17 protein-coding genes are annotated in these 16,314 nt (G+C 68.8%); 10 read left to right on the plus strand and 7 right to left on the minus strand.

Annotated features, from left to right (window positions below; translation table 11 throughout):
• Position 1: 1 nt before the first annotated feature.
• The 6 genes from AC1DCG_RS09840 (at position 2) to AC1DCG_RS09865 (ending at position 5,799) form a co-directional block, all read left to right on the plus strand.
• Entirely contained in the window at positions 2-418 is a 417-nt protein-coding gene (locus AC1DCG_RS09840) for an organic hydroperoxide resistance protein (RefSeq protein WP_165257709.1), read from the plus strand.
• Between the two features lie 130 nt (positions 419-548).
• The gene (locus AC1DCG_RS09845) at positions 549-1,301 is read left to right on the plus strand and encodes a YebC/PmpR family DNA-binding transcriptional regulator (protein WP_165257707.1); all 753 of its coding nucleotides are present in this window, start codon (positions 549-551) and stop codon (positions 1,299-1,301) included.
• A gap of 110 nt (positions 1,302-1,411) precedes the next feature.
• Positions 1,412-1,456: a hypothetical protein gene (locus tag AC1DCG_RS09850; RefSeq protein WP_199228414.1), complete on the plus strand. Its 45-nt coding sequence runs from the start codon at positions 1,412-1,414 to the stop codon at positions 1,454-1,456.
• Positions 1,457-1,534: 78 nt separating this feature from the next.
• On the plus strand, positions 1,535-4,447 hold the full coding sequence (gene ileS / locus AC1DCG_RS09855; RefSeq protein ID WP_477030214.1) for an isoleucine--tRNA ligase: 2,913 nt from the start codon (positions 1,535-1,537) through the stop codon (positions 4,445-4,447).
• 143 nt (positions 4,448-4,590) lie between these two features.
• Positions 4,591-5,103, plus strand: a complete 513-nt coding sequence (gene lspA / locus AC1DCG_RS09860; protein WP_240903420.1) for a signal peptidase II — start codon at positions 4,591-4,593, stop codon at positions 5,101-5,103.
• Positions 5,104-5,229: 126 nt separating this feature from the next.
• Positions 5,230-5,799: a DUF3035 domain-containing protein gene (locus tag AC1DCG_RS09865; RefSeq protein WP_165257702.1), complete on the plus strand. Its 570-nt coding sequence runs from the start codon at positions 5,230-5,232 to the stop codon at positions 5,797-5,799.
• A gap of 72 nt (positions 5,800-5,871) precedes the next feature.
• Here AC1DCG_RS09865 and AC1DCG_RS09870 read toward each other — a convergent pair whose 3' ends face one another.
• The 5 genes from AC1DCG_RS09870 to AC1DCG_RS09890 all read right to left on the minus strand — a co-directional run bounded on the left by AC1DCG_RS09870 (position 5,872) and on the right by AC1DCG_RS09890 (position 8,477).
• Entirely contained in the window at positions 5,872-6,183 is a 312-nt protein-coding gene (locus tag AC1DCG_RS09870; RefSeq protein WP_165257700.1) for a hypothetical protein, read from the minus strand.
• 148 nt (positions 6,184-6,331) lie between these two features.
• Positions 6,332-6,856 (minus strand): DUF3617 family protein, encoded by a 525-nt coding sequence (locus AC1DCG_RS09875; RefSeq protein WP_477030213.1) that lies wholly within the window; start codon positions 6,854-6,856, stop codon positions 6,332-6,334.
• Positions 6,857-6,935: 79 nt separating this feature from the next.
• Positions 6,936-7,430 (minus strand): bactofilin family protein, encoded by a 495-nt coding sequence (locus tag AC1DCG_RS09880; RefSeq protein ID WP_477030212.1) that lies wholly within the window; start codon positions 7,428-7,430, stop codon positions 6,936-6,938.
• An 89-nt stretch (positions 7,431-7,519) separates the two neighbouring features.
• Positions 7,520-7,852 (minus strand): Mpo1-like protein, encoded by a 333-nt coding sequence (locus AC1DCG_RS09885; protein ID WP_165257695.1) that lies wholly within the window; start codon positions 7,850-7,852, stop codon positions 7,520-7,522.
• 127 nt (positions 7,853-7,979) lie between these two features.
• Positions 7,980-8,477 carry an Lrp/AsnC family transcriptional regulator gene (locus AC1DCG_RS09890; protein ID WP_058348122.1) on the minus strand — a complete coding sequence of 166 codons (498 nt, stop codon included), beginning with the start codon at positions 8,475-8,477 and terminating at the stop codon, positions 7,980-7,982.
• 142 nt (positions 8,478-8,619) lie between these two features.
• Between AC1DCG_RS09890 and AC1DCG_RS09895 the strand changes: the two genes are divergently transcribed.
• Positions 8,620-12,060, plus strand: coding sequence for an indolepyruvate ferredoxin oxidoreductase family protein (locus AC1DCG_RS09895; RefSeq protein ID WP_477030211.1), 3,441 nt, complete (start codon positions 8,620-8,622; stop codon positions 12,058-12,060).
• 16 nt (positions 12,061-12,076) lie between these two features.
• Here the strand turns inward: AC1DCG_RS09895 and AC1DCG_RS09900 are convergent, their stop codons facing one another.
• Entirely contained in the window at positions 12,077-12,886 is an 810-nt protein-coding gene (locus AC1DCG_RS09900; protein ID WP_477030210.1) for an energy transducer TonB, read from the minus strand.
• A gap of 122 nt (positions 12,887-13,008) precedes the next feature.
• Between AC1DCG_RS09900 and AC1DCG_RS09905 the strand changes: the two genes are divergently transcribed.
• The 3 genes from AC1DCG_RS09905 (at position 13,009) to AC1DCG_RS09915 (ending at position 14,937) form a co-directional block, all read left to right on the plus strand.
• On the plus strand, positions 13,009-13,314 hold the full coding sequence (locus tag AC1DCG_RS09905) for a hypothetical protein (RefSeq protein WP_477030209.1): 306 nt from the start codon (positions 13,009-13,011) through the stop codon (positions 13,312-13,314).
• 79 nt (positions 13,315-13,393) lie between these two features.
• Positions 13,394-14,515 (plus strand): NAD(P)/FAD-dependent oxidoreductase, encoded by a 1,122-nt coding sequence (locus tag AC1DCG_RS09910; RefSeq protein ID WP_477036536.1) that lies wholly within the window; start codon positions 13,394-13,396, stop codon positions 14,513-14,515.
• A gap of 53 nt (positions 14,516-14,568) precedes the next feature.
• Entirely contained in the window at positions 14,569-14,937 is a 369-nt protein-coding gene (locus tag AC1DCG_RS09915; RefSeq protein WP_101719401.1) for a hypothetical protein, read from the plus strand.
• A gap of 10 nt (positions 14,938-14,947) precedes the next feature.
• On the opposite strand, the gene AC1DCG_RS09920 is transcribed toward AC1DCG_RS09915, so the two are convergent.
• Positions 14,948-16,192, minus strand: a complete 1,245-nt coding sequence (locus AC1DCG_RS09920; RefSeq protein ID WP_477030207.1) for a PQQ-dependent sugar dehydrogenase — start codon at positions 16,190-16,192, stop codon at positions 14,948-14,950.
• Between the last annotated feature and the right edge of the window lie 122 nt (positions 16,193-16,314).

Genomic DNA, 16,314 nt, shown 5'->3' on the forward strand with positions numbered 1-16,314 from the left:
CATGACCGACGCCACCGTCTACACCGCCAAGGCCCACGCCGTGGGCGGGCGCCAGGGAACCGCCAAGACCGACGACGGCCACCTGGACGTCCAGCTGGGCTATCCCAAGTCGCTGGGCGGCAACGGCGAGGGCACCAATCCCGAGCAACTGTTCGCGGCGGGCTACGCGGCCTGCTTCCTCGGCGCGCTGGGCCTAGTGGCCCGTAACCAGAGCGTCAAGCTGGGCGAGCACAGCCTCGACAGCGAGGTCGATCTGATCAAGGACGAGGTCAGCTTCCACATCGGCGTGCGCCTGACGCTGAACGCCCCCGAGGTCGACCGCGCCGTGGCCGAGGACCTGCTGCACAAGGCCCACCAGGTGTGCCCGTACTCCAAGGCCACCCGCGGCAACGTGGTGGTGGAGCTGAAGGTCGCCTGATCAGGCCCCTGACTCTGAATTGACGGTGGAATGGGAAGCCGCGAGCGCCGCCTGGGGTGACAACACACGCCTCCAGGCGGTAGAAGCCCCGCCAACCCATTTCATCGTCAGATCAGAGAAGAGCCTCCGAATGGCCGGCCACTCGAAATTCAAGAACATCATGCACCGCAAGGGCCGCGCCGACGCCGCGCGCTCCAAGCTGTTCTCCAAGCTGTCGCGCGAAATCACCGTGGCGGCCAAGACGGGCCTGCCCGACCCGGCCATGAACCCGCGCCTGCGCTTGGCCGTGAACAACGCCAAGGCCGAAAGTCTGCCCAAGGACGTCATCGAGCGCGCCATCAAGAAGTCGCAGATGGGCGACGCCGGCGACTACACCGAGATCCGCTACGAGGGCATGGGTCCGGGCGGCGTGGGCGTGATCGTCGAGGTGCTGACCGACAACAAGAACCGCGCGGCGTCGAATGTCCGCTCGCTGTTCACCAAGTACGGCGGCAGCCTGGGCGCCACCGGTTCGGTGACCTTCAACTTCGACCGCCTGGGCCAGATCGAGTATCCGGCCGCCAAGGCCAGCGAAGACGACATGATGGAAGCCGCCATCGAGGCCGGCGCCCAGGACGTCGAGAGCGACATGGGCGAAGAGGGCGGCCACACCGTCTACACCGCCTTCGAAGACCTCAACGAGGTTTCCTCGGCCCTGGAAGCCAAGTTCGGGGAAGCCTCCTCGACCAAGATCGTCTGGAAGGCCAAGCTGCTGAACGAGGTCACCGGCGACGCCGTGGCCACCCTGATGAAGCTGCTCGACGCGCTCGACGAGGACGACGACGTCCAGAACGTCTACTCCAGCGCCGACATCAGCGAAGAAGAACTGGCCAAGCTGGGCTGATCCTTCTTCCGATCGCTTGCGGGACGGCCGCCTCGGGAAACCGAGGCGGCCGTTTCCTTTTGCGGCTTCACCCTTTGCGGGCGGACGCCGCTCTGCTATCCCCTGCCTCCATGAGTTCCGTTCGGAAGATCGCGCGAATTATCCGCCCGGCGTGACGCCGCCGGACGAGACCTCCAGCGCGCGCCGGGTTCACCCGCCTTTCTTCCGACATTCCAGAGCTGGATAGCCCTCCCATGGCCGACGACGCCGCGCCCGCCCGCGACTACCGCGAAACCGTTTTCCTTCCCGACACCCCGTTCCCGATGCGCGCGGGCCTGCCCAAGAAGGAGCCCGAGATCCTGGAGGGCTGGGCGGCCCTCTCCGACAAGGGCCTCTACGGCGCCGTCCGCAAGGCCCGTCAGGACGCCGGCGCGCCGCTGTTCGTGCTGCACGACGGCCCGCCCTACGCCAACGGCGCGATCCACATCGGCCACGCGCTGAACAAGATCCTCAAGGACTTCGTCGTCCGCTCGCGCTTCGCGCTGGGCTACGACGTCGACTACGTGCCGGGCTGGGACTGCCACGGCCTGCCGATCGAGTGGAAGATCGAGGAACAGTTCCGCAGCCGTGGCCGCCGCAAGGACGAGGTCCCGGCCGAGGAGTTCCGCCGCGAATGCCGCGCCTACGCCGCCGGCTGGATCGAGGCCCAGAAGGTCGAGTTCCAGCGCCTGGGCGTGCTGGGCGACTGGTGGAACCGCTACGCCACCATGGACTTCACCTCGGAAGCCAAGATCGTCGAGGAATTCCACCGCTTCGCCTCGAGCGGCCAGCTCTATCGCGGTTCCAAGCCCGTGATGTGGAGCCCGGTCGAGCGCACGGCCCTGGCCGACGCCGAGATCGAGTACCACGACCACGTCTCGCCCACGATCTGGGTGAAGTTCCCGGTCGTCGAGGGCTCTGACGCCACCCAGGGCGCCAAGCTGGTGATCTGGACCACCACGCCCTGGACCATCCCGGCCAACCGCGCGGTCTCCTACAACCCCGACATCCCCTACGCCGTCTTCGAGGTGAAGGCGCTGGAGGAAGGCCTGGAGTTCGAACCCTGGGCCAAGCCGGGCGATCGCCTGATCATCGCCGAGAAGCTGGCCGGCGACGTGTTCAAGGCCGCCAAGGTGGCTGAGTTCGAAAAGGTCGAGAGCGTCGACTGCGAAGGCATGGTCCTGGCTCATCCGCTGGCGGATCTGGACAGCCACTATGGCTTCGCCGTGCCGCTGCTGGCCGGCGACCACGTCACCGACGACGCCGGCACGGGCTTCGTGCACACCGCCCCGGGCCACGGCGCCGACGACTACCAGGTCTGGCTGGCCCACGGTCATCGCGAGATCCCCGACACCGTCGATCCGGACGGCGCCTACTATCCGTCGGTGGCCCTATTCGCCGGCCTCAAGGTGCTGGAGACCGAGGGCAAGAAGATCGGCAAGTTCGGGCCGGCCAACGGCGCGGTCATGGAAAAGCTGATCGAGGCCGGCAACCTCCTGGCCCGCGGCCGCGTCGAGCACAGCTATCCGCACAGCTGGCGCTCCAAGGCCCCGGTGATCTTCCGCAACACCCCGCAGTGGTTCATCCGCATGGACCACGAGGTCGAGGCGCTGGGCGGCAAGACCCTGCGCGAGACGGCCGTCCAGGCCATCGCCGACACCGCCTTCCACCCCGACGCCGGCCGCAACCGCATCGGCTCGATGGTCGAGACCCGTCCCGACTGGCTGATCAGCCGCCAGCGCAACTGGGGCACGCCGCTGGCGATGTTCGTCGACAAGCACACCGGCCATCCGCTGGTGGACGCCGAGGTCAACGCCCGCATCCTGGCCGCCATCAAGGAAGGCGGGGCCGACGCCTGGTTCACCCGTCCCGACGCCGACTTCCTAGGCGCCCACGACCCGGCCCAGTACGAGAAGGTCGTCGACATCCTCGACGTCTGGTTCGACAGCGGCTGCACCCACGCCTTCACCATCGAGGGCCGCGACGACAGCGCCTGGCCGGCCGACCTCTATCTGGAAGGCTCCGACCAGCACCGCGGCTGGTTCCAGTCGTCGCTTCTCGAAGGCTGCGGCTCGCGCGGCCGCGCGCCCTACAAGGCCGTCCTGACCCATGGCTTCACCATGGACGAGAACGGCGAGAAGATGAGCAAGTCGAAGGGCAACACGGTCGAGCCCCAGACGATCACCAAGGAGTCCGGCGCAGAGATCCTGCGTCTCTGGGCGGCGATGGTCGACTATTCGGAAGACCAGCGCATCGGCAAGACGATCCTGGCCACCACGACCGACGCCTATCGCAAGCTGCGCAACACCATGCGCTACCTGCTGGGCGCGCTGGCCGGCTTCACCGAGGAAGAGCGGGTCACCGACCACGCTGACTTCCCGCCGCTGGAGAAGTTCATCCTGCACCGCCTGTGGGAGCTGGATAGCCAGGTGAAGGCCGCCTACGAGAGCTACCGCTTCTCGGACGTGATCCGCCCGCTGGTCGAGTTCTGCCAGGGCGACCTGTCGGCCCTCTATTTCGACGTCCGCCGCGACAGCCTCTATTGCGACCGTCCCGACGCCCTCAAGCGTCGCGCCTACCGCACGGTGCTGGATCTGGTGTTCGATCGCCTGACCATCTGGCTGGCCCCGCTGGCCAGCTTCACGATGGAAGAGGCCTGGACGACCCGCTTCCCCGACGCCGGTCCGGTGACCCTGCGCGCCATCCCGGAAACCCCGGCGGAATGGGAAAACCAGGCCGAGGCCGCGCGCTGGGCCAAGGTCGGGACTGTCACGGGCGTCGTCACCGGCGCCCTGGAAGTCGAGCGCCGCGAAAAGCGCATCGGTTCGGCTCTTGAGGCCGCGCCGGTCGTCCACGTCGCCGACGCGGACCTGCTGGCCGCTTTCGAGGGCCTGGACGCCGCCGAGGTGTTCCGCACGAGCGCCGCGACGCTGGTCGCCGGCGAGGGCGGCGCCTTCACGATCGACGAGGTCAAGGGCGTGTCGGTGGATCCGGTCAAGGCCGAAGGCGCCAAGTGCGCCCGCTCCTGGCGCATCCTGCCGGAAGTGGGAACCGACCCCCGCTATCCGGAGCTTAGCCTTCGCGACGCCGACGCCGTGGCCTTCTGGGACGCGGCGCGTCAAAATTAAAACCTCTCCCAAGGGGAGAGGGAGGGGCCCGCGCCGCAGGCGTGGGAGGGTGAGGGGGTAAAACGGTTGCCGCTGAAACCCCTCACCTTCCCAACGCTTCGCGTCGGGCCCCTTCCTCTCTCGATTGGAGAGGTGGACTAGTTCTGGAGACGACCTTGAAGATCACCCGCCTGGGCTGGACCGCCTACGCCGTCGCTGCCGCCACGGTGGTGCTCGACCAGATCTCCAAGCTCTGGGTGCTGGGCCTCCTGGGTTCGGCCCAGGGCTCCAGCGCCTCGCTGCTGGGACCGGTCAAGCTGACCATGGTCCATAACTACGGCATGAGCTTTGGCCTGCTGCGCGACCACGCCGAGTGGGGGCGCTGGCTGCTGACGGTGTTCTCGGCGGCGGTGGTGGTGGGCCTGGGCGTCTGGGCGCGCAAGGCCGTGCGGCCGCTGACGGCGCTGGGCCTGGGCATGATCATCGGCGGGGCGATCGGCAACAACCTGATCGACCGGGTGATCTACGGCTACGTCGTCGACTTCATCGACGTGTCGCGACTCTATTTCCCGTGGGTGTTCAACGTCGCCGACTCGGGCATCTCGATCGGTGTCGCTTTCCTGTTGCTGGACAGTTTCATCGGTGAAGAGAACAAGCTGTCGCACCAGACGGAATAGGGGCCAAACCAGGGCTTAGCGCCCAAGCAAGGCCACAAATCCGAAGGACATTGGCGCCCGCCTTCGGATGTCGTATCGAGGGCGTCCGATTTTCGGCCCCGGGGGCGGCCGCTGGAGCATGGGTTCATGAAGTTCAACCGGGTTGCGACCCTGAGCGTGCTGGCCGCCGTGGCCGCCACCGGTCTGGCCGGCTGCCAGTCGGCCTCGAAGGCCCTGGGCATGAGCAAGGTGGTCCCCGACGAGTTCCGCGTCGTCACCAAGGCTCCGCTCGTCGTTCCGCCCGACTACAGCCTGCGCCCGCCGGCGCCCGGCGAGCCGCGTCCGCAGGAACTGCAGCCGGAAAGCGCCGCCCGCCAGGCGCTGCTGGGCCAGAGCATGGCCGCCAACCGCACCGACGGTGAAAAGCTGCTGGTCTCCAAGGCCGGCGTCGACAAGGCCGACCCGCTGATCCGCTTCGTCGTGGACGACGAGAACGGCGACCTGGCCCACAAGGACGAGAGCTTCGCCAAGAAGGTCATGTTCTGGCGCAAGGACGACAAGACCGCCGGCGCGGTGACGGCGGCGGAAGCCGGCGCCACGGCTCCAGTGCCGGTCGACGCGGCCGCCGAAGAGGCGCGCCTGAAGACCCTGACCGGCGGCGGCGCGATCATCATCAGCCGCGACAAGCAGGGCAAGATCAAGCTGCCGGGCCTCTAGGGTCCGCCGCATTCGATCTGCAAGAATTCGACGGCCCGGAGCCTTGGCTTCCGGGCCGTTTTCTTTTCGAGGTCAGTCGCGAGACGTGCGTTCCAGGATGGCGCGCAGCGACTGGGCCTTCATCGGCAGGTCGGACGACAGCCGCGAGGCCATCTCCCGCAGACCTACGGCATAGGCTTCGCCGCCCTCGGCGATCTGATGGGCGCGTTCGCCCAGCGCGATCAGGTCCCGTTCCAAGGCCTCGACTTCTTCTCGGGCCAGCTGGCGGGCTTCTTGTTGCAGGCGTTGCAGGCGCTGGGCCGTCGTCTCCGGCCCGCGGGTCAGGTTGTAGACTTCGGCGCCGGCGGTTTCTTCCGGCACGACGGTCAGATGCGGACCGTTCATCGTCATCGGCTCCTCGAACTCACGGAACCCCCATGCGATGACAATGAACCTACAAGCCTTGCCGTTCCTGTAAAAAAGCGACGCTCTCTGCGAAGCTCGGCGTTTGTGGCCCGGGAGCCACATAAGGTGTTTGAGCTAGGCGCGATGACTAGGTCTTGGGCGCCGAGGCCGTTTCGGCCTTGTTTTCGCCCTTCGGCTCGCAGGGGCCGACATAGACGCTCGTGCTGTGCAGCCGCATGACCTTGGAGGCGCCGTAGGCCTGGACCTTCATTTCGAGGTCGGTGGTGGTGCGGGTCTGGAAGTCGCCCTTCACCACGCCGGCCAGGCTGTAGGTGATGGCGTCCTTGCGGCAGGTCAGTTCGATCGTGAAGCCGTCGATGACCGGCGTGACCTCGGGCTTGCCGCAGGGCGCGGCCTTGGCGGCCTCGGCGGCCGGATCGTGGCCCTCGCCAATGCACTGGGTGGTGCTCTGTTCGCCGCTGGGCGTGCCGGCGGTGGTCTTCCAGAGGCCCGCGCGCAGCGGTCGTGGCGCGCCGCCGGCCTCGGGCGCCGCCTCGCTCCTGGCCGAGGAGGCTTCGGCGCCGGCCGCCGGCGCGGCGGCCTTGTCGTCGTTGCGCGAGCAGCCGGCCGCCGCGAGGACGGCCAGCAGGAGGGCGAGGCGGGCGGTGGTCATCGGTTACTGTCCCGAAAAGCGCGGCGGCGAACCGCCTTGCTCGAACAATACCCGGACGCGCCGCCCGGTTGCCAGGGGATCAGCCGGCGGCGGGCGCGTAAGTAGCCGGGGCCGGGGCCGGGGCGGGAGCCGGAGCCGGTTGCGGAGCGGGGCGGGTGAACTTGACGCTGCGGCCTTGGAAGTCGGCGCCGCTCTCCATGGCCAGCTGCTCGTGGGCGATGTCGCCCTCGACCTTGGCCGTGCCGTAGAGGCGCACCTGGCGGGCGGCGACGGCCCCGATGACCTTGCCGTGGATCTCGACGGCCTGGGCGGCGATCGAGCCTTCCACGCGGCCGTTGGGGCCCAGCACCAGCTTGCCGACCTTGATGTCGCCGATCACCAGGCAGTCCAGGTGCAGTTCGCCGTCGCCCGAGACGTCGCCGCGGATGGTCAGGCCCTGGGCGATCAGCGAGGCGGGCTTGGGACGCGGCGGCGGAGCCGGGGCGGCGGCCTGGGCCAGGGGGGCGGGCGTCGGAGCGGCCGCCAGCGGCTCCAGGGCCAGCGGGGCGGGGGCGTCTTTCTTCTTCTGGAACATGAGGCGGCGGCTTTCTCGAATTGGGTCGCTTGCCAGCTTGACCAGCAAGGGCGGCGCCAATCGGAAATCGTCGTCTCAGGCGGGCCCCGTCACCAGGGGCGGCGGCCCGCCACCGTCTCGAAGAACAGCCGGAAGTCGCCCATCAGGCTGTAAAGGGGATAGGTGAAGGTGGCCGGGCGGTTCTTCTCGAACACGAAGTGCCCGACCCAGGCGAAGCCGTAGCCGACCAGCGGGGCGGCCAGGAAGAACCACGGGCTGATCGTCAGGCCCATCACCAGGCTGACGATCACCAGGCTGGTGCCCACCACGTGCAGGCGGCGGCTGGTGCGGCTCTGATGTTCGGAGAGATAGAAGGGATAGAAGTCGGCGAAGGTGCGATAGCGCTCCTCGCCCGGCGCGTGTTCGGCGCGATGCTGGCCCATGGGGCGTGTCCTCCCGGTCGATGCGGCCCGACCTTGTCGCTTAGAGGAGGACTCTCCGCGCCCCGATGCAAGAGGCGACACAAGAGGTCTCGTCGAGGGCGGCCCCCACCGCCCCCGAAGCGAGCCCTCAGCCCAGCGGGCTGACGTAGGGGCTGACCAGACCCAGCGGCACGGCCGTCGAGTTCTTGACGCCGCGGATCACGATGCGGCTCTCGATGTTCGAGACCAGGCCCAGCGACAGAATCTTGTCGCGCAGGAACTCGTCGAAGGCGTGCATGTCGCGGGTGACGATGCGCATCTCGTAGTCGGCCGCGCCCGTCACGGTGGCGCACTGCACCACCTCGGCCCACTTGGCGACCGCGTGCTCGAAGGTCTCGAGGTTTTCCTTGGTCGGCAGCGACAGCTTCACGGTGCAATAGACCTCGAAGCCCAGGCCCAGCTTTTCGCGGTCCAGGATGGTGACGCGGCGCTGGATGACGCCGGCGTCTTCGAGACGCTTGATGCGGCGCCAGCACGGGCTGGACGACAGGCCGACTCGCTCGGCGATCTCGGCGACGGACAGTCCGGCGTCGTGTTGGATGAGATCCAGGATCTTGGCATCCACGGCGTCGAGTTGTTCGGACAAGAATTCCTCCCCCCAGAGGGTGTTTGACGCGTCGATTTTGCGCAAAGCCCACCTGAGTCGGGCACGCCTTGGGCAAACAATTTCCGGGCTTCTATAAGATATTGCCTTACGGGCGAAAAGACCCGGGAGGAAAAATTTTGCCATGCGGCACTCGGAAGTCACGCTCGACGACAAATATGTGCTCGAAGATGGTCGGGCATTCATCACCGGCGTGCAGGCGCTGCTCCGTGTGCTGCTCGATCGCAAGCGCCTGGATCGACTCGCCGGCCTGAACACCGCCGGCTTCATGTCGGGCTATCGCGGCTCGCCGCTGGGCGGTCTCGACCAGCAGGCCGCGCGCATCCGCAAGCTGCTTGACGCGCACGACGTGGTCTTCAAGGAAGGCCTCAACGAAGACCTGGCCGCCACGGCCGTCTGGGGCAGCCAGCAGGCGAACCTCTTCCCCGGCGCGACGCACGATGGCGTCTACGGCATGTGGTACGGCAAGGCGCCGGGCGTCGACCGCACCGGCGACGTCTTCAAGCACGCCAACTTCGCCGGCTCCTTCCCGACCGGCGGCGTGCTGGCGGTGGCGGGCGACGACCACGCCTGCAAGAGCTCGACCCTGCCGTCGCAGTCGGAGTTCGCCTTCCAGGACTTCGAGATTCCCGTGCTGTCGCCCGCCGATGTGCAGGAAGTGCTCGACTACGGCCTTCTCGGCATCGCCATGTCGCGGTTCTCGGGTCTCTGGACCGGTCTGATCGCTCTCGCCGACACCATGGACAGCGGCGTGACCATCGACGTGTCGCTGGGCCGCCACCAGGCCGTCATTCCCGAATTCGCCATGCCGCCCGGCGGCCTGGGCATCCGGCTGAAGGACCAGCCGATGGAGAAGGAGCGTCGGCTCCGCCTCCACAAGATCCCCGCCGCCCTGGCTTTCGCCCGCGCCAACCAGATCGACCGCGTGGTGCTGGGCGCCTCGCACGTTCGCGTCGGCAAGGCCCGCCTGGGCATCGTCTGCCAGGGCCAGGCCTACAAGGACGTGCTCGAAGCCTTCTCGGCCATGGGCATGAGCCTGCAGGAAGCCGCCGACCTGGGCGTCTCGGTCTACAAGGTGGGCATGCCCTGGCCGCTGGAGCCCCTGGGCCTGCGCGCCTTCGCCGCCGGCCTAGAGACGCTGATGGTCATCGAGCACAAGCGCGCGCTGATCGAGCCCCAGGCTCGGGCGGCGCTTTATGACCTGCCGGCCCAGGCCCGCCCGCGCATCATCGGCAAGACCGACGAGAAGGGCCATCCGCTGCTGTCGGAACTGGGCTCGCTGTCGGTGGCCGAAATCGCCCTGGCCATCTACGACCGCCTGCCCGACGGGCCGCACATGGAGCGGGCGCGCGCCTATCTGAACCGCGTCTCGGCCGCCGGCGTCGCCGCCGTCAGCCTGGCCTCGGACCAGGCCCGCAAGCCGTTCTTCTGCTCGGGCTGCCCGCACAACACCTCGACCAAGCTGCCGGAAGGCAGCCGGGCGCTGGCGGGCATCGGCTGCCACTACATGGCCGGCTTCAACGACCCGTCGACCGACCTCAACACCCACATGGGCGGCGAGGGCCTGACGTGGGTGGGCGCCGCGCCCTTCACGACCGAGAAGCACGTCTTCCAGAACCTGGGCGACGGCACCTACAACCACTCCGGCTCCCTCGCCATCCGGGCTGCCGTCGCGGCCGGGGCCAACATCACCTACAAGCTGCTGTTCAACGACGCGGTGGCGATGACCGGGGGGCAGCGCGCCGAAAGCGGCTTCACCCCCGCGCAGATCACCCGCCAGCTGGCCAGCGAGGGCGTGACCCGCACCGTGGTCGTGGTGGATGATCTCAAGCGCTACGAAGGCGTCGCCGACCTGGCGCCCGGCGTCGAGGTGTTCCCGCGTTCCGAGCTGATGACCGTGCAGAAGATGCTGCGCGACACCCCCGGGACCACGGTGCTGCTCTACGACCAGACCTGCGCCACCGAAAAGCGCCGCCGTCGCAAGCGCGGGACCATGGCCAAGGCGACCCAGAAGGTCTTCATCAATCCGCTGGTCTGCGAAGGCTGCGGCGACTGCTCGGTGAAGTCCAACTGCGTGTCGGTCGAGCCGCTCGACACCGCCTTTGGCCGCAAGCGCAAGATCAACCAGTCCAGCTGCAACCAGGACTATTCGTGCCTGGAGGGCTTCTGCCCGTCCTTCGTCACGCTGGAAGGGGCCGAGAAGGCCGGTGAAAAGGCCAAGCCCGCGCCGCTGTCCGCGGACTCGACGCCTCTGCCGGCCTTCGAAGAGTTCCACGGCGTGCGCCGGATCATCTTCACCGGCGTCGGCGGCACCGGGGTCACGACCGTGGCCTCGATCCTGGCCATGGCCGCCCACGTCGACGGCCGCGCCGGCAGCGTGGTCGACATGACGGGCCTGGCCCAGAAGGGCGGCTCGGTGTTCAGCCACGTTAAGATCGGCGAGACCGAGGAGACGGTGGTCGGCGGTCGCGTGCCGGCCGCCAGCGCCGACGTGCTGATCGCCTGCGACCTGCTGGTCGCCGCCAGCCCCGAGGCCCTGGCGCTGTACGCCAAGGACCGCACCATTGCCTTCGGCAACAGCGATTTCGCGCCCACCGCCGACTTCGTCACCAGCCGCGACGTCAAGTTCGACGGCGGAGCCATGGCCCGCCGGGTCAAGGCCGCCACCAAGGCCTTCGACGCCTGCCCGGCCCAGCGCCTGGCCGAAAGCCGGTTCGGCGACGCCATCTACGCCAACATGATCATGGTCGGCTTCGCCTGGCAGCGCGGGGTGATCCCGGTCTCCAGCCGCGCGCTCTACCGGGCCATCAAGCTGAACGGGGTGGACGCCGAGGCCAACCTGCAGGCCTTCGAGCTGGGCCGCCAGATCGCCTTCGACCCGGCCACGGCCGGCGACAAGCCGGTCGAGATGCCCACGCCGCAGACCGAGCCGCTGGACGCCCTGATCGCCCGCCGGGTCGAGGATCTGGTCGCCTACCAGGACGCCCATTACGCCGCCCGCTACGCCGAGCGCATCGCCAAGCTGCATCACGCCGAGGTCGCGGCGACGGGCGAGGGGGCCGAGTTGCCCCTGACCCGCGCGGCGGCGAGCAACCTCTACAAGCTGATGGCCTACAAGGACGAGTACGAGGTCGCCCGCCTCTACACCGACGGCCGCTTCGCCCAGGAGCTGGCCGGAACCTTCAAGGGCGGCAAGGCCAAGGTCTGGCTGTCGCCGCCGCTGATCGCGCCCAAGGGTAAGGACGGCAAGCCCAAGAAGATCGCCTTCGGCGGCTGGATGCTGGATCTGGCCTTCCCGATGATCGCGCGCATGAAGGGTCTGCGCGGCGGGGCCTTCGACGTCTTCGGCAAGACCGAGGAACGCCGGATGGAGCGCGGCCTGATCGCCGACTACGAGGTCACGCTCGACCGCCTGGCCGCCGGCCTGCGCACCGAGAACAGGACCCTGGCCGTCAAGCTGGCGGAGGCGCCCTCCGAGATCCGCGGCTACGGCCACGTCAAGGAAGCCGCGGTCGAGAAGGCCAAGGCGACCGCGGCCAAGCTGTGGGAGCAGTGGGAGGGGTGATCCCCCTCCCGGCGGGCTATTTCGACGCGTCGCGATAGACCGGCGCGTAGGCGGCGTTCAGGGCCGGCCAGTCGAAGACGGCGATCACCTGCTGGCCTTCGACCTTGGAGCCGTCCCTGGCGCGCTCGGGCGGGACGAAGCGCGGGGCCAGCGCCAGCATGGCCTCGCCGCCCGCCTGGGTCAGGTGTTCGCCGATGGCGCGGCAGCCGGTCAGCGCGCCGCCCTTGGCCGTGCACTCCAGATGGGTCAGGCCGTTCTCGGGGCCGATGACCGCCACGATCGGGCCGTACAGGCCGACGGTGGGCGAAGCCTTCCAGTCCAGGCCGTGCAGGGCGCACTTGGCCGCGGGCTGGCCTTCCAGCATGCACGGCGCCGGGCCGTTGGGCTCCAGGGTCAGGATGGCGCCCGCGCCGGGCTGGGGGATCTGGACGTTGTTGTGGCCGCTCGGGGTCACCAGGGTGATCGGAATGGTGATCATCGCGCCCGCGACCGGTTGGCCGTCCGTGGTGGCGGGGGCCATGCGGAACTTGTCGGCCAGTTTCAGGGCCATGTCGTCGAAGTGTTCGTCCTTGGGGAAGGACGCCGGCGCGCGACAGGCTTCCAGGCGACCGTCGGCCGAGACGCGGCAGCGCAGCAGGGCCCAGCCGCCGATGCCCTGACGCATGGCTCGGTAGGGATAGTAGTTGGCCATGTCGTTGGCGTTGGGTTTGCTCTTCCAGACGACGCCGTCGACGATTTCGCGCCCGGGCGAGGGGGGCTGGGCCGTGGCGGAGCCGGCGAGGGCGAGGCTGACGATCAGGACCAGAAAACGTGCGGTTGAAATCATGATCAAATACCCCCTGGGTCGTTATGGCCAAGTTACGAGGGAGACTCAACGCCTTCACGCAGGCGGCGATCGAGCGGCCGTCGGCGCTGGCCGGCAGGCGGGTTCGTGCTAGGCTGAGGTCCATGAACAAGCCGGTTCGACATCCAGACCAGGTGACGGTCACCTTGAGCGCAGAGGATGCGGCCGACCTCTTGGTGCGGGTGGAGCGCGGTGAGTTTGCATCGTTGGACGAGGGGGTCGCCGCCGAACTGGCGGAACTCAACTATCGTCGCGCCGCCGACATTGTCGGCGGTTCGGACAAGCTCGAGGCCCTGCTGCAGGAACTGGAGCAAGAGGCTGTCGACCCGGCTGAATGTGTCGATGGCGGCCAGTTCCTGGCCGAAATGCTTGCGGATCTGAAAGCGCGAGCCGCGGCTTCCGACGAGTGAGCCGGCCTTACCTCCTGACGCGTCGAGCCCAGCGCGATCTGGTGATCATCCGTTCCATCGAACACTCGGCGACCTTGAAATGACCCCAGACTTCGATTTCGACGCCGTCGTGGTGGGCGCGGGCGCCGTGGGGCTGGCCTGCGGCTACGCCCTGTCGCGGCGAGGCCTGGTCGTGGCGGTGCTGGAGGCCGAGAGCCACATCGGCCAGGGCGTGTCGTCGCGCAATTCCGAGGTGATCCACGGCGGGCTCTACTATCCGACCGGCTCGCTGAAGGCCCGGCTTTGCGTGCAGGGGCGGCGGCGGCTCTATGAATTCCTCGACGCCCACAACGTCGCCTACAAGAAGTGCGGCAAGCTGGTGGTGGCCACCAGCGACGATGAGATCGCCCGGCTCGACGCCATCTGGGACCAGGCCCTGGCCAACGACGTCGAGGGCATGGAGCGCCTGACGGGCGCGCAGGCCCAGGCCCTGGAGCCCGGTCTTAACGCCCACGCCGCCCTGCTGTCGCCGGAAAGCGGCGTCTTCGCCAGCCACGACTACATGCTGGCCCTGCACGGCGAGATCGAGGCCGCCGGCGGGGCGGTGGTGGTCTCCACCCCCTTCGAGGGCGCGAGCCCGCTGGAGGGCGGCGGCTTTTCGGTTCGAGCCGGCGGCGCCGAGCCGACGACCCTGACCTGCCGCCTGCTGGTCACCGCGCCGGGCCTGTCGGCGCAGGGCGTGGCGGCGAGCATCGAGGGCTTTCCGCGGGACCAGATCCCCGCCGCCCACTACGGCAAGGGGGTCTATTTCCGGCTGACCGGCAAGGCGCCGTTCCAGCGCCTCGTCTATCCGCCGCCGATCCACGGGGCGCTGGGCACCCACTACCGCAACGACATGGGCGGCCAGGCGGTGTTCGGGCCCGATCTCGAATACGTGCCAGAGCCGGACTACTCGGTGGATCCAGACAGGGCGAAGGCCTTCGCCGCCTATATCCGCAAGTTCTGGCCGGGGCTGCCCGACGGCGCGCTCAGCCCCGACTACGCCGGCGTACGCCCCAAGATCCACGGTCCCGACGAGCCCCAGCCCGACTTCCAACTGCGCGGCGCCGACACGCATGGCCTTCCGGGGCTGGTGGCGCTGTTCGGCATCGAGAGCCCGGGCCTGACCAGTTCGCTGGCCATCGGCGAGGCCGTCGCCGACCGGCTTGAGTCGGCTGGCTGACACCAAACCCGCCCTCGTGCGTTAGCCTGGAAGGCTGTTCGACGGAGAGGGCGATGGTGGACGATTTCATCGACAGGCTGACTTCGCGCCTGGTGCGGGGCGCTGGCTTGGTCATGGCCGCGGCGATCGCGGCGATCTCGGGGGCCATGGCGGTGTTCGCCTTCCTGGCCTCGCTGGTCGGCGCGGCCTGGGCCCACGCGATCGTGGCGGCGATCGCCGCGGCGGTGGTGGCGATCTGGGCGCTGGCCCAGTCCAACCAGCAGGCCAAGGAGCGCAAGGCCCCCATCGAGGAGCGCGTGGCAGACATCATCCTGGCCCACCCGACCGCCTCGTTCCTGGCCGGGCTCGCGGCCGGAGCCCTGGTCAAGGGCAAGCCGTCGGAGGCGCGCAAGGCCTGGCGCGCCCGCCGCGAGGTGGACTAGGGGTCGGGCCTCAGCCCTTCGGGGCGATCCGGATCACCTTGCCGTCGTCCTCGTCGGTCACCGCCCAGACGGCGCCGTCCGGGCCGACCACGACGTCCCGGATGCGTTCGCCGAAGTCGACGGCGATGCGCTCTTCGCCGACCACCTTGTCGCCGTCCAGCGTCAGGCGGGCGATGTGGTGCTCCTTCAGCGCGCCGACCAGCAGGCTGCCCTTCCAGGCGGGGAACAGGTCGGCCTGGTAGAAGGCCATGCCCGAGGGCGCGATCACCGGATCCCAGTAGTAGATCGGCTGCTCCAGGCCTTCCTTGGCGGTGATCCCGTCGCCGATCGGCTTGCCGGAATATTCCTCGCCATAGGTGATCGACGGCCAGCCGTAGTTCTTGCCGGCGCGGGGGATGTTCAGCTCGTCGCCGCCCTTGGCGCCGTGCTCGACCGTCCACAGTTCGCCGGTCTTGGGGTTGATGGCGGCGGCCTGCAGGTTGCGGTGGCCGATCGACCAGATCTCGGGCTTGGCGCCGGCCTGGCCGACATAGGGATTGTCGGCGGGGATCGAGCCGTCCGGTTTGATCCGCACCACCTTGCCCAGCGTGCCGTCGAGGCGCTGGGCCTGCATGCGGCCTTCGATGATCGAGCGCTCGCCGGTGGTGACGAACAGGTTGCCGTCACGGGCGAACACCAGCCGTCCGCCGAAGTGCAGCGACGAGGCCAGCGTCGGCGTCTGGCGCCAGATGACCTGCACGTTCTCCAGCTTGGGCGTCGCGCCAGGGACCAGCTTGCCGCGCGCCACCGCCGTGCCGTTGCCGCCGTCGCGGGGCTCGGCGTAGCTCCAGTAGACGAGGCCGTTGTTGGCGTAGTGCGGATCGATCGCCAGGCCCAGCAGGCCGCCCTGGCCGTTGGCGTCCACCGCCGGAAGGCCGGCGACGGCGGGCGACAGCTTGCCGTCCTTGGCCAGGATGCGCAGGCGGCCGGCGCGTTCGGTCACCAGGGCCGAACCGTCGGGCAGGAAGGCGATGGCCCACGGATGGTCCAGGCCCTTGGCCACCACCTGCACCTGGTAGTCGACGCCGGCGGCCTTCAGCGGCGCGCGCGTCTGGCCGGCGAAGGCGGGCTTCTGGTCGGGGGCGTTGGCGGTGCGGGTCTCGACCGGACCGCCGTCGGCGGCCACGGCCGGGGCGCTGCTGTCTTGGGCCTCGCCGGGGCCGCAGGCGGCGATGGCGAGCAGGGCGGAGGCGGCGAAGATCAGGGAAGAACGCATGGGGCGACCATAGACGTCTTTTCCTCCGGCGGGCGAGAGGCGGGGCCCCATTTCTTTCGGCGCATTGACAGGAGGGGCGGCGCGGGGAAGCTTCCCGGCCTTTCCCGCCGACCCCGGAGCCT

Source organism: Caulobacter sp. 10L414 (genome assembly GCF_056395525.1).